At 47.7% G+C, this 13,213-nt stretch carries 15 protein-coding genes; 4 read left to right on the forward strand and 11 right to left on the reverse strand.

Annotation, left to right across the window (positions count from 1 at the left end; genetic code table 11):
• Window positions 1-147 precede the first annotated feature (147 nt).
• Entirely contained in the window at window positions 148-2,181 is a 2,034-nt protein-coding gene (locus ACLQ6D_RS13980) for a transglycosylase SLT domain-containing protein (RefSeq protein WP_411727928.1), read from the forward strand.
• A gap of 109 nt (window positions 2,182-2,290) precedes the next feature.
• On the opposite strand, the gene ACLQ6D_RS13985 is transcribed toward ACLQ6D_RS13980, so the two are convergent.
• The 3 genes from ACLQ6D_RS13985 to ACLQ6D_RS13995 form a co-directional block, all read right to left on the reverse strand.
• Entirely contained in the window at window positions 2,291-2,920 is a 630-nt protein-coding gene (locus ACLQ6D_RS13985) for a PilZ domain-containing protein (protein ID WP_411727929.1), read from the reverse strand.
• Between the two features lie 162 nt (window positions 2,921-3,082).
• The gene (locus tag ACLQ6D_RS13990) at window positions 3,083-5,326 is read right to left on the reverse strand and encodes a spermidine synthase (RefSeq protein ID WP_411727930.1); all 2,244 of its coding nucleotides are present in this window, start codon (window positions 5,324-5,326) and stop codon (window positions 3,083-3,085) included.
• 158 nt (window positions 5,327-5,484) lie between these two features.
• Window positions 5,485-6,051: a c-type cytochrome gene (locus ACLQ6D_RS13995; RefSeq protein WP_411727931.1), complete on the reverse strand. Its 567-nt coding sequence runs from the start codon at window positions 6,049-6,051 to the stop codon at window positions 5,485-5,487.
• 134 nt (window positions 6,052-6,185) lie between these two features.
• Here ACLQ6D_RS13995 and ACLQ6D_RS14000 point away from each other — a divergent pair, with 134 nt between their 5' ends.
• Window positions 6,186-6,695: an NUDIX hydrolase gene (locus tag ACLQ6D_RS14000; RefSeq protein ID WP_411727932.1), complete on the forward strand. Its 510-nt coding sequence runs from the start codon at window positions 6,186-6,188 to the stop codon at window positions 6,693-6,695.
• A gap of 94 nt (window positions 6,696-6,789) precedes the next feature.
• Here ACLQ6D_RS14000 and ACLQ6D_RS14005 read toward each other — a convergent pair whose 3' ends face one another.
• The gene (locus ACLQ6D_RS14005; RefSeq protein WP_411727933.1) at window positions 6,790-7,263 is read right to left on the reverse strand and encodes a carbohydrate-binding protein; all 474 of its coding nucleotides are present in this window, start codon (window positions 7,261-7,263) and stop codon (window positions 6,790-6,792) included.
• Window positions 7,264-7,586: 323 nt separating this feature from the next.
• Here ACLQ6D_RS14005 and ACLQ6D_RS14010 point away from each other — a divergent pair, with 323 nt between their 5' ends.
• Window positions 7,587-7,721, forward strand: a complete 135-nt coding sequence (locus ACLQ6D_RS14010; protein WP_411727934.1) for a hypothetical protein — start codon at window positions 7,587-7,589, stop codon at window positions 7,719-7,721.
• A gap of 86 nt (window positions 7,722-7,807) precedes the next feature.
• On the opposite strand, the gene ACLQ6D_RS14015 is transcribed toward ACLQ6D_RS14010, so the two are convergent.
• On the reverse strand, window positions 7,808-8,386 hold the full coding sequence (locus tag ACLQ6D_RS14015) for a hypothetical protein (protein WP_411727935.1): 579 nt from the start codon (window positions 8,384-8,386) through the stop codon (window positions 7,808-7,810).
• Here ACLQ6D_RS14015 and ACLQ6D_RS14020 point away from each other — a divergent pair.
• Window positions 8,369-8,563, forward strand: a complete 195-nt coding sequence (locus ACLQ6D_RS14020) for a hypothetical protein (RefSeq protein ID WP_411727936.1) — start codon at window positions 8,369-8,371, stop codon at window positions 8,561-8,563. The two genes, ACLQ6D_RS14015 and ACLQ6D_RS14020, sit on opposite strands and share 18 nt — an antisense overlap.
• Here the strand turns inward: ACLQ6D_RS14020 and ACLQ6D_RS14025 are convergent.
• The 6 genes from ACLQ6D_RS14025 to petA all read right to left on the reverse strand — a co-directional run.
• The gene (locus tag ACLQ6D_RS14025) at window positions 8,560-9,081 is read right to left on the reverse strand and encodes a toll/interleukin-1 receptor domain-containing protein (protein ID WP_411727937.1); all 522 of its coding nucleotides are present in this window, start codon (window positions 9,079-9,081) and stop codon (window positions 8,560-8,562) included. The two genes, ACLQ6D_RS14020 and ACLQ6D_RS14025, sit on opposite strands and share 4 nt — an antisense overlap.
• Before the next feature lie 448 nt (window positions 9,082-9,529).
• On the reverse strand, window positions 9,530-9,907 hold the full coding sequence (locus tag ACLQ6D_RS14030; RefSeq protein ID WP_411727938.1) for a ClpXP protease specificity-enhancing factor: 378 nt from the start codon (window positions 9,905-9,907) through the stop codon (window positions 9,530-9,532).
• Window positions 9,904-10,509: a glutathione S-transferase N-terminal domain-containing protein gene (locus ACLQ6D_RS14035; RefSeq protein ID WP_411727939.1), complete on the reverse strand. Its 606-nt coding sequence runs from the start codon at window positions 10,507-10,509 to the stop codon at window positions 9,904-9,906. Before ACLQ6D_RS14035 ends, ACLQ6D_RS14030 begins: the two co-directional genes overlap by 4 nt.
• Window positions 10,510-10,679: 170 nt before the next feature.
• Entirely contained in the window at window positions 10,680-11,405 is a 726-nt protein-coding gene (locus ACLQ6D_RS14040) for a cytochrome c1 (RefSeq protein WP_411727940.1), read from the reverse strand.
• 1 nt (window position 11,406) lies between these two features.
• The gene (locus tag ACLQ6D_RS14045) at window positions 11,407-12,825 is read right to left on the reverse strand and encodes a cytochrome b (RefSeq protein WP_411727941.1); all 1,419 of its coding nucleotides are present in this window, start codon (window positions 12,823-12,825) and stop codon (window positions 11,407-11,409) included.
• On the reverse strand, window positions 12,822-13,213 hold a 392-nt coding region (gene petA, locus ACLQ6D_RS14050), incomplete at its 5' end, for a ubiquinol-cytochrome c reductase iron-sulfur subunit (RefSeq protein ID WP_411727942.1). The genes ACLQ6D_RS14045 and petA, both read right to left, overlap by 4 nt.

Consider the following 13,213-nt stretch of genomic DNA (forward strand, 5'->3'; position numbering starts at 1 on the left):
TTCAGCCGAGTATTGCCTATTAGGGGGCTATACCCATTCGAAAAAATTGGCACACACCATTCAGCCGGGGTTTTTGTTATCCGTGCAAAGGTCTCACTTTATACAAAAACCGCTTTTTTTTGAAGACTGGATTGATTTAAGGAAACCATGCGTTTATTACAGATAGTCCTGATTGTATTCATTAGTTTATCAATTGTGGTTAATTACTGCGATTCAGCGGCTGCTTCTACGGGCGCTAAGGCAAGTAAAAATAACTCACACCGGGGTCATAAGTCGCATGGCCGCAGTAAAGGCAAGAAACACACAGCCCGGAAAACTGATTCCAGTGATGTTTGGGAACGTATCCGGCTGGGTTTAAAGATTCAAAGACTCGCCCCAGCGCTTACCGGATCTGGACAGAGTTTTGCAACAAAGTATCAACATCTGTCTGGATCTATAGGAATAACGGGCAGTATTCGTATCCATAACGATGGATTATCCAGATTAACTACCGGTATTGCCCCCAAAAAACTACTCAGAGGAGAGTCTCGGTTGCCGCAGAAATTGAGGGCAAGGCAAGCGCTCATGTCAAAAAAAGAAGTCCAATCCAACACAGGCCTACGTCCAGCAGATAAGTATACGCGGCTTAGACGGTTGAAACGTGGCCCGAAAGTACCATCAACTTCATTGGCTTACCGCCTATCCCATAAAGCGCATATCACACCAAATGAAAAATTATCGTTGGCAAAGGGTGATGGCTACTTCAAATCATCGTCGGTGCAGCGTATTCGCACCCGCTTGGGTCTTCATCCTGAGTTATTTAAACGCAATGATGTTGCTGTGGCGGGATATATTGGCGAAAATTCTTCACCGGATAAAAAAAAGGCTCCAGGTAGCCAAATCGGAACTCAGCAACACGCTGCTAGTAGAAATTGTTCCGATTTAAACAAACGGGATGTTGCCAGCCTTGCCCAGCAGAGTTTGTTGCCTGAAAGCTATTCCCAAATGGAGGAGCAATGCCGGATCAAGCGGAATGGAAACTACGAACGGGTAAGCAGGCAAATTACTGGGTATAGTCAACGTACAGGTTTGCTGTATCAGGCTTCCGAACGCGCACGGCCTTACCTGTACCACATAGTTGATGCCTTGAGTAAGTACAATCTGCCTTTGGATTTGGCGCTTTTACCCATTGTGGAGAGCGCCTATCAAGCCACCGCGTTATCGCCTAAAGATGCTGCCGGGATATGGCAGTTTATTCCCAGTACCGGGAGAGAATATGGCTTGCAGCAAAAAGGTGACTACGATGCCAGACTGGATGTGACGGCTTCCACTTACGCCGCTATCCGGTTTCTTTCAGGATTAAAAGACCACTTCAAGGGGGATTGGTTGCTGGCACTGGCCGCCTATAACTGTGGGCAAGGAACCGTCGATGCGGCGATTGGCCGCAATCAAGCCGAAGGTCTTGATACGGATTTTTGGTCATTGGATTTGCCCGCCGAAACTCAAGATTACGTACCAAGGTTGCTCGCTTTGTCGAGTATTTTTGCCAATCCAGGCAGTTATGGCTTAAAGCTACGGCCTGTCAGAAATGAACCTTACTTTATTAAAGTTAATATCGACCATGAAACCGACATTAACCATCTGGCAAATAAGGATTTGCGGACGGTTGCCAAGCTCGCAGATTTTGATCCTGACCAGTTTAATTTATTGAACTCAGCTTATCTTAAATCCGCTTTAACGGGGAGCGGGCCGTTTACCCTGTTGATGCCTATCAGTAATGCCAACCTATTGCATCAGAGCTTGGCTTTTATGGTGCAATTATACAAAGATGAGAATCCGGCACTACCTTCTTTCTCCGCATTGTCATTATCTTCTGAATCCAGTTGGCCGCAAATTCAGGAGCCGTTTTTGGCGATAAATCTTAATGAAGGCCACCAATGGCCGTTATCGGTGGGGCAATCAGGGGGATTTGACGTTAAGCCAAAATCAACGGGGAACGATATAGCAACAGCTAAATCGACAGATGACGACTATTGGATTGTGCATTATTTTGATAAAGGCGAGTCGCTGAAAGCCGTTGCTGAATATCACGGAATAAGCGAGTGGATGTTACGTGTAGCCAATAAGTTTAAGCGTAGGCAAAACATTTCTTTGGGGCAACGCCTGTTGATCCCGCTTAAAAAACAGCTGCCACGTCTATAAAAAAGACCCGATTATCAATCCCATTATTAATGGCGTAACGGATAGCCTTCTATCCGTAATATTATATTGAAGCCAATTGCCCGTTTGTTTTGCTGGCAAATGGTAGGTTTCAAGCCCTCTGCGGCCAAGCGAAATGTGGTATCCCTTTGATTGCCAATTTTTCCATGTGTACGTACTGTAAACCCATCAAGGTTTCACCATCGGGTAGATGTTCTAGCCATATCACTTTTATCTCACCTTCCAGCTCCAGCCGCTTAAATTCGAACACGGTCACGACTTCCGGTTCAACATGAACAGTCTTGGCAAGGCGGATCATGATGCCATCAACAGAAACATTGACGGAATTGAATTCAAGATATTCGCCATTGAATAATATATGGCCTGGCCCTGGCAGGTTTTTACGATAGGCTTTCCTTTTATACAGTAGGTCATTGACATCATAAGTGACATTCTTGAATTCCAAAGCGAGTAGGATATGATCGTCTTGCATATCTACCCTGATCACTTCAACTTCACCTGCTAACCGCATCTCTGGCAGGTAAAGGTCGATTACCGTGGAAGATAAAAGGGTATTGAAAATATCTTTTATGTCATTTTTACCGACCTTGCTATTTAATTGGGCAAGAACTCCGGTGATGGATATGTTTTTAATGGTGATGGGTTGTTCCTCGCCAGCCAAATAAATCAAGCCATGCGTGGTTAAATTTTTTCGATAAGGCCTTAACAGCGATGCATTCATGGGAATCTCCTCGTTCTTATACGCAACCATTACATGTCGTGACCATACTTCACCGCACAGCTGCTGACTGGTGTATCATTACTTATTTTCTGGTTTCCTACAACTATTTTTTATAAATTTCAATACGTATTTGTAGGCAATGAGCCTGTTATTAATAATAGCTCATTTCCAGATAGTTACTATATTGGTGAAGTCATCCGTCCATATTTTGACATCAAAATACAATGGAAGTTTTGACCAGTTTCCAATCTGGCTTTGCCTTAATAATTCCAGTGCTTCCGGTTTTTTTGCCATTACCACCCAGTCTGTTGCAATCACTAAGGGAATGTCCTGTTGCGGCTTGAATTCCTGTATTAATGCTGATAACTGTAGTTGTTTTGCGTGGTCGGACAATACTTTTTTTAGGGCTAAGTGGCGATTGGTGATGTGCAATGCCAGGATGCCGTTGGGTTTAATCTTGTCGAAATAGAGCTTAATGGCTTCCTGGGTCAGCAAATGTGTCGGTATCGAGTCGGAACTGAAAGCATCTATTACAAACAGGTCAAACTTGTGGTCGGGTTCTTTTTCCAGCGACAAGCGTGCATCTCCCACTCGCATGGTCATTTTGGGGTTGCACTGGCTGATATAAGTAAAGTAATACGGGTTACTGGCAATATCCACGACCAGAGGATCCAGCTCATAAAATGTCCAGTCCTGCTGCCCTTTCGTATAACAGGTTAAAGTTCCCGCACCCAACCCGACAATACCGATTACCCAGTCCTGGTTAACTTTATCGTATTCTCTAAATAACTGGCCGATAGGGCCAGGGCGGCTAAAATAGGTTAACGGTGTCCGTGATTCATTTACACCCAAACGTTGGGCGCCATGTTTAGTTGTTCCGTGAAAGAATTCGCGGTATTTTTCGGGTTGATTTTGCTCATTGGCCAACACGCTCTCACGGACTGACAACACGCCAAAAAAAGTCCGTTCCTGATAAAGCGTATTCGACAGCAATCCATGTAAGCCAAAAGTAAAGAAAATGAGAATGCCGGTCAGCAAGGCCAGCGTGATAGGTTGTGCCCTGAACGCATAAGTCAAACCAGCCAAAAGAATCAAGCCGACACCGATGGTATCCAGATATTGTGGCAAATCGTCGATACTAAAAAACACGCCTAATCCGATAATGGCTAGCAGAACCGGTAGGCTCAATTGCTTTAAGTACTCTATTCGAGTGTTTCCGATAGAAGCCTTCAATCCCGGGCGCAGCAACAAGGCGGCGATTATCATTAAGGGATATTCGTAGACCGCATTAAAAATAAATGGTGCGACAAACGTATTGAACATGCCGCCTAACATGCCGGCAAATGACATGATCAAATAATACGTGGTCAGATGCCGTGTGTTCGGCCTTAACCGGGCGAGTTCGCCATGACAAACCATCACGGCCAGAAAGAAAGCAGACAGATGTAGGCCCAGATCAACCCAGTAAGGCAACACTGCCGGATTGATGAAAGAATAAGCAATAAATGGCAGCAACACTATGGGTTGCAGGGTGACCATTATCGGGTGAACCTTATCGTGCCATTTTGAAAACACGATAACGAAAGTGAGCAGGTATAAGGTCAGCGGAATGATCCACAACAACGGCACCGAGGCGATGTCTGTGCTGATGAATGTGGTCAGCCCCAACAGCAAGCTGGATGGTACAAAGGCCAGCGCTAGCCAGTGCAATTTGGTGACAATGCTGAGTTCACCGTCTTCAGCGGCGGGTTCTTCGGTAACATCCTTAGCTTGCTGGGCTTTCCAGACCGTAAAAGCGCAGGCGGCTATCAATAGGCAAAGCAACAAGAAACCCACGCTCCAATCAGATTTCTGGTTAGCCAGCCCAATATTCGGTTCAATCAAGAAAGGGTAACTGAGCAGGGCGATCATACTGCCGGTATTACTGGCAGCATAGAGGTAATAAGGGTCGCGGCTGGTGTGGTGACCGACATTGGCAAACCATTTTTGGATCAAAGGCGCGGTAGTGGAAACCACAAAAAATGGTAGGCCTATCGAAAGAAACAATACCCCAAGCAACCAAAAAGTCGGGTTGCTCTCAGTCGGGGGTGAAACATTGTCGGGCAAGGCCACGGGCAACGCCAAAAAGCTGACCAAAATCACGGTGATATGGATCAGGATTTGCTTATGTTGGTTTAGACGCGTTGACAGATAGTGGGCATAGAGATAACCGAGAAATAAAATACTCTGATAAAACACCATGCAGGTGTTCCAGACGGCGGGCGAGCCACCCAGCAAGGGCAACAGGATTTTCCCGAACATGGGTTGCAACACAAACATCAGCGCCGCACTGGTGAATAAGGTTCCCGCAAATAAAAAAATCAGGAGTAAACTGCGTTCTGTTGTAGGGTTGGATGACGAATTCATTATTTTTAGTGTGATTTGAGCTTGGTTTGTTCTTGGTCAAGTTGTTAATCAGCTTATGATAAACCATTTACCCAGCCTAGAGGCACTCGAAAATAACTGAACAATAAAAAAGGCGGGTTCACCGCCTTTTTTGAATGGTTACAAGCGCTTGGATTGATTTATAAAGATCCGAAATACGCGGCTAATGCTTTAGTATCTTCTTCCGAAAGGTTTCCCGCTATCGCCCGCATAGCATCATTTTTCCGGGAACCATTTTTGAAATGGGTCAGTTGTTGGGCCAGATAATCGGGATGCTGTCCTGCCAGCCTGGGAAACTCGCCGTTGCCCTCCCCAGACGAACCATGACAGCCAAGGCACGCGGTGGCCTTGTCCTTGCCTTTCTGCGCCAAAGCAGGGTCACCACCCGCTTTGGCGGCTTGTTGCACAGCGAAATAAGCTCCATAGTTATTGATGTCTTCAGCCGTCAATTTGCCCGCTTGGGCTTGCATGACCGGATGAATTCGGTCGCCTGACTTGAATGCGTTGAGTTGCTTAACGATATAGACCGATTGCTGGGCCGCCAAATTGGGCCATTGAGGATTGCCGCTCTTGCCTTTATCGCCGTGGCAAACGAAGCAGGTAGCTGCTTTTTTCTCCACTGCGGACAACTCGTTCGCCGAAACCTGCATTACCCAAAAACAGGTCAGCAATAACGAAAAAGTAAACGCTTGCCTTAATAAGTGCATAGGTCACCTCATAAAGATTTAATACAAAGGCCTTAAGTTAATAGTGTGCTGACGCTTGAAGTATCTGGTTATAATCCGGTTCTTAATATACAACCAAACGTGATGAAAGATAATGAAAAATTCATTAAGCCGCTATGAATAAGCTAAATGGCTCAGAAAAAACGCTGTCCATCCCAAGCATTGGTGTGGGTGGTGTGTTGTTTAACAGGCATCAACAGGTGTTGCTGATTAAGCGCAACCAACCTCCCGCGCAAGGATTGTGGTCGATTCCTGGCGGTAAACTGGAACCGGGCGAAACCCTGGTCGATGCTTGCCGGCGGGAGTTTTATGAAGAAACCAACTTGGATATCGAAGTGAAACATATTGTCGCCGTTGTTGAAAGGCGGCTTGAAGGTTTCCACTATGTAATAATTGATTATTGGGCTCAGCTGGTTGACGAAGAAAAGAGTGTCCCCACAGCCCAGAGCGATGTTGCCGAAGCAAAGTGGATCAGCCTGGCTGATCTGGGGCAATATGATTTGGTCGGGGGATTGGCTGAGATCATCATACGTACCTATTATTGCCAAGCCCAAAGTGGTTTAGCTGGTTTGCATGATCCTAATTCATTGGGAACATATTTTATTTTGCCTATCCCAGTTGCGTAAGTTGGGTTGCCTTTTTTTGGAAACCCAACACATATTGGAAGTAGGGCGCCGTGGTTAAGCTGCTGTGCAATAAGCCCTGAGACCAGTCCTAGGGTCATGCGATGCGTAACTGCGCAACCGATGCACGGGCATCTCCTCCACTTATGTCCGGAACGATCCTTAGTTCCAGTGCCGTCACCCCGACGAGATCGACCGTGTAATCTTCAAACTCGCGCGTCATGCCTGGCGGACTGAAGTTATATTGCTGACGCACAATTTCCCGGTAAGATTGTCCGGCATCCGGCGACCACCGCAACACGAACTCTTGCGTACGCGCCTGTTGGTCTTCGTGAAACAGTAGTTGAATACGCCTGACGCTCTGCAACTCGTCAAACAGGAGGTGGATCGTCTGCTCCCCGGCTTGTGCTGCCCGCCAACCCGATCCGATGCCGGGTATCAGCGCCGCCTCGATCGGGTGTGCCGCCTCCTCGGACGTGAGTTCGACTTGCGCCAGGCGTTGCAAGTCTAGCCAACGTTCATCGACGGGTGAGACATTTTGGGGATTTTGATTAATTATCTGCTTGCGCATTGGCCTTCCTCTTCATCTTTCTATCTTACAAAACGCCCAATGGCCGGGAAAGACCCCGCCCCCTAGAAAACGGTCGCAGCTGCACCGCGAAAGTCAGTTGGCGCGGGTTGCCCCTTCTTCAGCATAGTAGGGATTAGACGCGCAAAGTCATCCAGTTTTATGATAAGTAAAGCGTTCCCGCGCGTCGTAATCCGCCATATGACGGTCACCAAATTCGGTGGATTACGCTGCGCCCAAAGTATAAATAAAACGGATAGATCGCATGTTTGCGCAGTTAATCCACCCTACATTTATAAGGCTTACGGCCTTATTTCCAGCACCTCGTGGCGAAAGGCACGAAACCATTACAAGCCATCGCGGTCATGCGTAAATTGATTCATGCTATCCACGGCATGTTGAAGCACGACAAGCCTTTCGATAATACCCGCATTTATGCGATTCCGATATCTACCAAATGACCAAAACCGTCTAAGTTAACTTGACTTTGAACAGAGTATCTACGGCTCTGGAAGATTCCGTTTGTACAATGCTGCACCGGATTCACTCACAGCTCTGCGTTGATAACGCGGCGACGGTATGGGCGCAGAACCTTGTGCAGAACCCCAATCTGTTCGACCTCATCAGCGTAGCCCGACAACTGACCAGCAGCACGCAACATGAAGGGGGGGTTGCGTGCTTTTCCGTGGGCGACCAGCTTGACATTTGTGCCAGCAACCAAGCCCATTCCTGCCTCAATACATGCATTTACATTGTCATCTGTAATATCAGCCAAAACCACAAACGCCTCGCAGACCTTCTTCATGATCCCTAGATGCAAGGACTCCCCGTGGATCTCGTTACCAACGATCGTAGGCATGCCGGTAATTCTTTCGATCAGATGACGGATCGGGCCACCTGGAATAGCCGCGGTGGATTCAAGATCCATCGCGCAGAAGACGTACTGGGGCTTCGGCGGTTCCCGCCAATCCTCCCAAAGCGCATCAAGGGCAGAGACGACAACGATGGGACACTCGCTCGCGTTGCTCTCCATGCGAAGCCAGTGGTCATCTGGGTCATCTACACGTTTTAAGCGCGGATCCGCCACTATTACAGCGGGAATACCTAGTTGAGCGGCGATATCCATCTCGCGAATGAAGTATTTGTAGGGTTCCGCGTCCGCTTTAGCTTCCGCAGCACCCCGGAACGGAATGATTCCGACAAAAGCTCCGCAGCTGGCGATGATCCGCTCGACCCGATTACCGGTGCCGAACCCCTCTTGGTCTTTGGCATCGCCGATCAGGCGGAAGCCTTGATCTGCTAAGGAACCGCATACAGCACGTGCGCTCGCGCTGTCGGCGGTATGCCAGGAACAGCTGATGTAAACGTCACGTGCTGTAGCGGGATTCGGAAGCTTTCCCCGGGGTGGAAAGCCCGTATGATCGCTAGCGCAGAGTCGGCATCAAGGCGTGCTTCTGGAATATCGATCCAGGTGGAACCCTTCATGAGATCTTTGACGTTCGCGTCGCCAATGCGCATTGCTACAACCCGAAAGCCTTCGTGATTGGCGCGTTCATCCATCGCGCAGTTGTATTCTGCCTTGACCCAGCCGCGGTCAAGCGACTCGTTTGATGCAATAAGTAAGATCCCGCGACAACGCTCGATCGCTCTCTGGAGATCGGTCGCGAGGAGTGCCCCACCCGGAAGCTCCCTAGCATCGTACCAAACTCTAAAGCCAGCCCTTTCGGTGAGCCAGCGGTCTAGTTGTGCAACAAAAGCATGATCCTTGTGCGCGTGGCTGAGGAACACGTCAAAGTCTCGTTTGTAAATTGGAAGTGTCATTCTATGAGCGTAATGCGGTACGTTGAGTAGCCCTTTTCGTCATAATTTCGGGCGAAATTTAGTGCCAATGATGAATGAACCGAGGCCTAACTATTGATTCGGCACGATGAAGTTTGAAGTCTAATTGAGATAAACATCAATCAGGCAGCCTGTTTAATTTAGGCCGAATTAAAACTTTAAAGGGTCGAAGCAATAGTTATTATCATGGTCAGTATATCCTATACTCCTTTCAATCTTAGTTGACAAGAATAATTTACAAGACTGGTTTTTCTAAACTGCTTAGATTCACAATGAACGGCAGGTTTTGACAGGCCAAAGCTATTGAAAATTTTTGATGCTGTCAGTTAAAATCTGAAGCAATCTTTAATTTAGGCCAGATCAAATCCAGGCTTTTACACATAACTATGCCGCACTTAAGCCTGTGCAGTCGGGTTGATCTAGGGCTGCTTTATTTAACCACCCGCAAACTCGGCTTGTTGGGCGGTTGTTGCTCTGGCGGCGTTTCATCGCCGTCGTTGTTTTCCTGGTCGAAGACCAGGCCCTTACCGTTTTCCTTGGCATAAATCGCCATCACCGCGTTGACCGATGCGGCTATTTGCATGGGTTTTCCGCTAAACCGGGCATTGAACCCTATAACTTCATTGCCAAGGGAAAGTCCCTGTATGGCTTGGGGCCTTATATTCAGTACGATTTTCCCGTCTTCGATGTAGTCTACCGGCAGTGTGCCTTTGTTATTGTTCGCGTTGACCAGAAGGTGGGGTGTCAAGTCATTGTCAACGATCCACTCGTAGACCGAACGAATCAAATAGGGTTTGAGCGGGGTCATTTGGGAAGTTCGGCCATCTCTTTTTCATCCTCGCTGAGGCTGCTCTTGAAAGCGGGCCTGTTAAAGATGCGCTGGGCATAGTGGGTGATGGCGTTATTGGGGGTGCTGACATCAATCCCGAGTGCAGGTAAGCGCCACAATAAGGGGGCAATCGCGCAATCTATCAGGGAAAATTCTTCGCTCATAAAAAACGGTCGGTCGGTAAAGATAGGCGTTGCCGCAAGCAGGCTTTCCCTAAGCAATTTTTTTGCCCGTCCGGATTTTTTGTCGCCGGAAATTAAGATATCATCCAGCAAGGGATACCAATCCTGGTCGATGCGCTTGATTATCATTCTGGCATTGGCACGGGAAACCGGATCCATTTGATGTAGTGGGGGGTGTGGAAAGCGCTCGTCAAGGTACTCCATAATAATACGCGAGTCGTAAAGCACCAGATCCCGTTCAACCAAGGTGGGTGATATGCCAGTTGGATTGAGCTCGAGCAACTCCTCAGGCGGGTTGTCTGGATCGTAATATTCAATTTCTGACACAATAGCCTTTTCGTGCAAGACAAGACGGGCAGCGTGGCTCATTGGGCAATCGGGAGGGGAAAAAAGAGTCATGACTGATCTACGGGAAAAAATATTTGCCACAAATAACAACCTCTTAGTACGCGAGCAGGGCGGTTAAAATGGCGGCATTATAGCATGGAAGAAAAGTTTATTGCCGTTTCGTTGCGGATACGGCAAATTTGGCGCTGGTAAGGGGAACATCCTTGTTCTTGGGGAGATTATTAGTGAACGTCTTTCCAATATTCCTTTTTCAGCAAATAAGAGATGAACAGAAACATGCCGAGAAAAAATAAGACATATTTGCCGAGACGCTGCCTTTCCAGTTTTATCGGTTCGCCGACATACACGAGAAAGTTCACCAGATCATTGATCATCGCGTCAAAATCTTGTTCCGATAAGGTGCCTGGCACGTCAACGGCCAATTTTTCTATTTCCTGCTGTCCATCGACGGTTTTGTACATGGCTTTTTGTTCGCCTTGTAGCTGCCAGAATACATTCGGCATACCGACATCTTTGAATATCAGGTTGTTGGTGCCCAAAGGCTTTTTCGTGTCCGTGTAAAAGCTTTTCAAATAGCTGTATAGCCAATCCGCGTTACGGGAGCGGGCGATTAGCGACAGGTCGGGAGGCTGGATGCCAAACCATTTCTCCGAATCATGGGCATTCATTGCCGTGTGCATTTGCTCGTAGATAGTCGCGCCTTGAGGTGCAATTTCAGTCAGCACTTTTTTGTCATCAATGCCGAAGTCTAGCGACATCCGTTGGTATCGAATGTGTTTTATGGAATGGCAGCCCTGGCAATAAGTCACAAAATGCTTGGCTCCGCGCTGTAAGGATTCGTTGTCCGTAGGACTAATGTTTGCGTGCTGGAGAGAGACGCTTTCTTCGGCAGCAACACCAAAAGACAATGCCAATAACAGGATCGGGATAAAAAAAATGTTTTTCATATTAATCGAGGCTCGCTTTTAGTTTTTTTGCCACTCGGATGATAACGTTTAGAATACCCTGTGGATTAGGCCTTCTTCTTAACACGGTAGAGCCATAAAAAGATTTCTTGTCATCTGGATTGGTGACAGGCTTTAGCACGGTCATTTCATCGAATGCTTCCACCAAGGCCGGGATACGGTCTTCCAAGGTTGGCTGGTCTGTTACCCGCGTCGGCAAAGGCTTGGGTTTTTCCAAACGGGTATAAATCGGCATCAACAGGAAGAAGCCAAAGTAGATCGAGGTAAATAGCCGCGCAAAAATGGTTGCGGTTGGGGTTGCTGGCTGCGTTCCCAGGTATCCCAAAGCGATAAAGCTGATTACAAACACGAATAGCGCTTTCTTGAATATGCCGCCACGGTAGCGCACCGACTTGATTGGGCTACGGTCTAGCCACGGCAGTATGAATAGCACCCCGATGGAGCCAAACATGGCAATTACACCAGCAAATTTATCGGGTATTGCCCTAAGGATCGCATAAAACGGCGTGAAAAACCAAAGTGGGGCAATATGTTCCGGCGTTTTGAGCGGGTCGGCTGGAATAAAATTGTCGGATTCGAGAAAAAAGCCGCCCATTTCAGGGAGGTAAAAAATAACGGTTGCGAAAAAAATCAAGAACACAGCCACGCCAACAATATCTTTGACCGTGTAGTAAGGGTGGAAAGGGATGCCGTCCAGCGGGATGCCATTCGCATCTTTGGTTTTCTTGATCTCTATGCCGTCCGGGTTGTTGGAGCCGACTTCATGCAAGGCGACAATATGAAGGAAGACCAGCATCACCAAAACCAAGGGTACGGCGATGACATGGAAAGCGAAAAACCGGTTCAGCGTTGCGTCAGAAACGACATAATCGCCCCGTATCCAGAGGGCCAAGTCTTCGCCAATGAAAGGAATGGCGCTGAATAAGGAAATGATGACTTGTGCGCCCCAGAATGACATCTGCCCCCAAGGCAACAAATAGCCCGTAAACGCTTCGGCCATTAACGCCAGGAAAAGCAACATGCCGAAAATCCAGATCAACTCCCTGGGTTGCTTGTAGGAGCCGTAAATCAGTCCCCTGAACATGTGCAAGTAGATGACGATGAAGAATGCCGACGCTCCCGTTGAGTGCATATAGCGGACTAGCCATCCCCAATTCACATCGCGCATGATATATTCGACCGAATCGAAAGCGAGCTTCGCATCTGGTTTGTAATTCATGGTCAGCAGTATGCCGGTGATGAATTGGATAACCAAAACCAGCAAAGCCAAGGAACCAAAGAAATACCAGAAGTTGAAATTTTTGGGCGCATAATAATGCGCCATGTGATCGTTCCACAATTTAGTCAGTGGAAACCGGTCTAAAAACCAGTTGCTACATGCAGTGAGTCGATTAACTTTCATGCCGCTTTCTCCTTTCCAGATTCGCCAATGACAAGCAGCGTGTCTTTTAAATAACGGTGGGGGGGGATTTCAAGATTAGTGGGAGCCGGCACACCACTATAAACACGACCTGCCAGATCAAATCGGGAACCGTGGCAGGGACAGAAAAAACCGCCTTTCCAGTCGGCGCCAAGGTCATGCGGCGCTATTTCTGGACGAAACGTTGGCGAACACCCTAAATGGGTACATAAGCCGATGGCGACAAAAATTTCAGGCTTGATGGAACGCACCGAATTCTTGCTGGAAGCAGGTTGAATGGATTCGCGGGAATGCGGGTCGCTAAGCAAGTTGCCCATTGTTTTAAGCGTTTCCAGCACTGCCGAAGGGCGATTAATAATCCACACTGGCT

The organism is Methyloglobulus sp. (assembly GCF_046714055.1).
Classification (GTDB): Bacteria; Pseudomonadota; Gammaproteobacteria; order Methylococcales; family Methylomonadaceae; genus Methyloglobulus.

Excerpts from the sequence above, each read along its gene's own strand:
- ACLQ6D_RS13980 (WP_411727928.1), top strand. The coding sequence starts at position 148 with ATGCGTTTATTACAGATAGTCCTGATTGTATTCATTAGTTTATCAATT.
- ACLQ6D_RS13985 (WP_411727929.1), bottom strand. The coding sequence starts at position 2,920 with ATGAATGCATCGCTGTTAAGGCCTTATCGAAAAAATTTAACCACGCAT.
- ACLQ6D_RS13990 (WP_411727930.1), bottom strand. The coding sequence starts at position 5,326 with ATGAATTCGTCATCCAACCCTACAACAGAACGCAGTTTACTCCTGATT.
- ACLQ6D_RS13995 (WP_411727931.1), bottom strand. The coding sequence starts at position 6,051 with ATGCACTTATTAAGGCAAGCGTTTACTTTTTCGTTATTGCTGACCTGT.
- ACLQ6D_RS14000 (WP_411727932.1), top strand. The coding sequence starts at position 6,186 with ATGAATAAGCTAAATGGCTCAGAAAAAACGCTGTCCATCCCAAGCATT.
- ACLQ6D_RS14005 (WP_411727933.1), bottom strand. The coding sequence starts at position 7,263 with ATGCGCAAGCAGATAATTAATCAAAATCCCCAAAATGTCTCACCCGTC.
- ACLQ6D_RS14015 (WP_411727935.1), bottom strand. The coding sequence starts at position 8,386 with ATGGATATCGCCGCTCAACTAGGTATTCCCGCTGTAATAGTGGCGGAT.
- ACLQ6D_RS14025 (WP_411727937.1), bottom strand. The coding sequence starts at position 9,081 with ATGACACTTCCAATTTACAAACGAGACTTTGACGTGTTCCTCAGCCAC.
- ACLQ6D_RS14030 (WP_411727938.1), bottom strand. The coding sequence starts at position 9,907 with ATGACCCCGCTCAAACCCTATTTGATTCGTTCGGTCTACGAGTGGATC.
- ACLQ6D_RS14035 (WP_411727939.1), bottom strand. The coding sequence starts at position 10,509 with ATGACTCTTTTTTCCCCTCCCGATTGCCCAATGAGCCACGCTGCCCGT.
- ACLQ6D_RS14040 (WP_411727940.1), bottom strand. The coding sequence starts at position 11,405 with ATGAAAAACATTTTTTTTATCCCGATCCTGTTATTGGCATTGTCTTTT.
- ACLQ6D_RS14045 (WP_411727941.1), bottom strand. The coding sequence starts at position 12,825 with ATGAAAGTTAATCGACTCACTGCATGTAGCAACTGGTTTTTAGACCGG.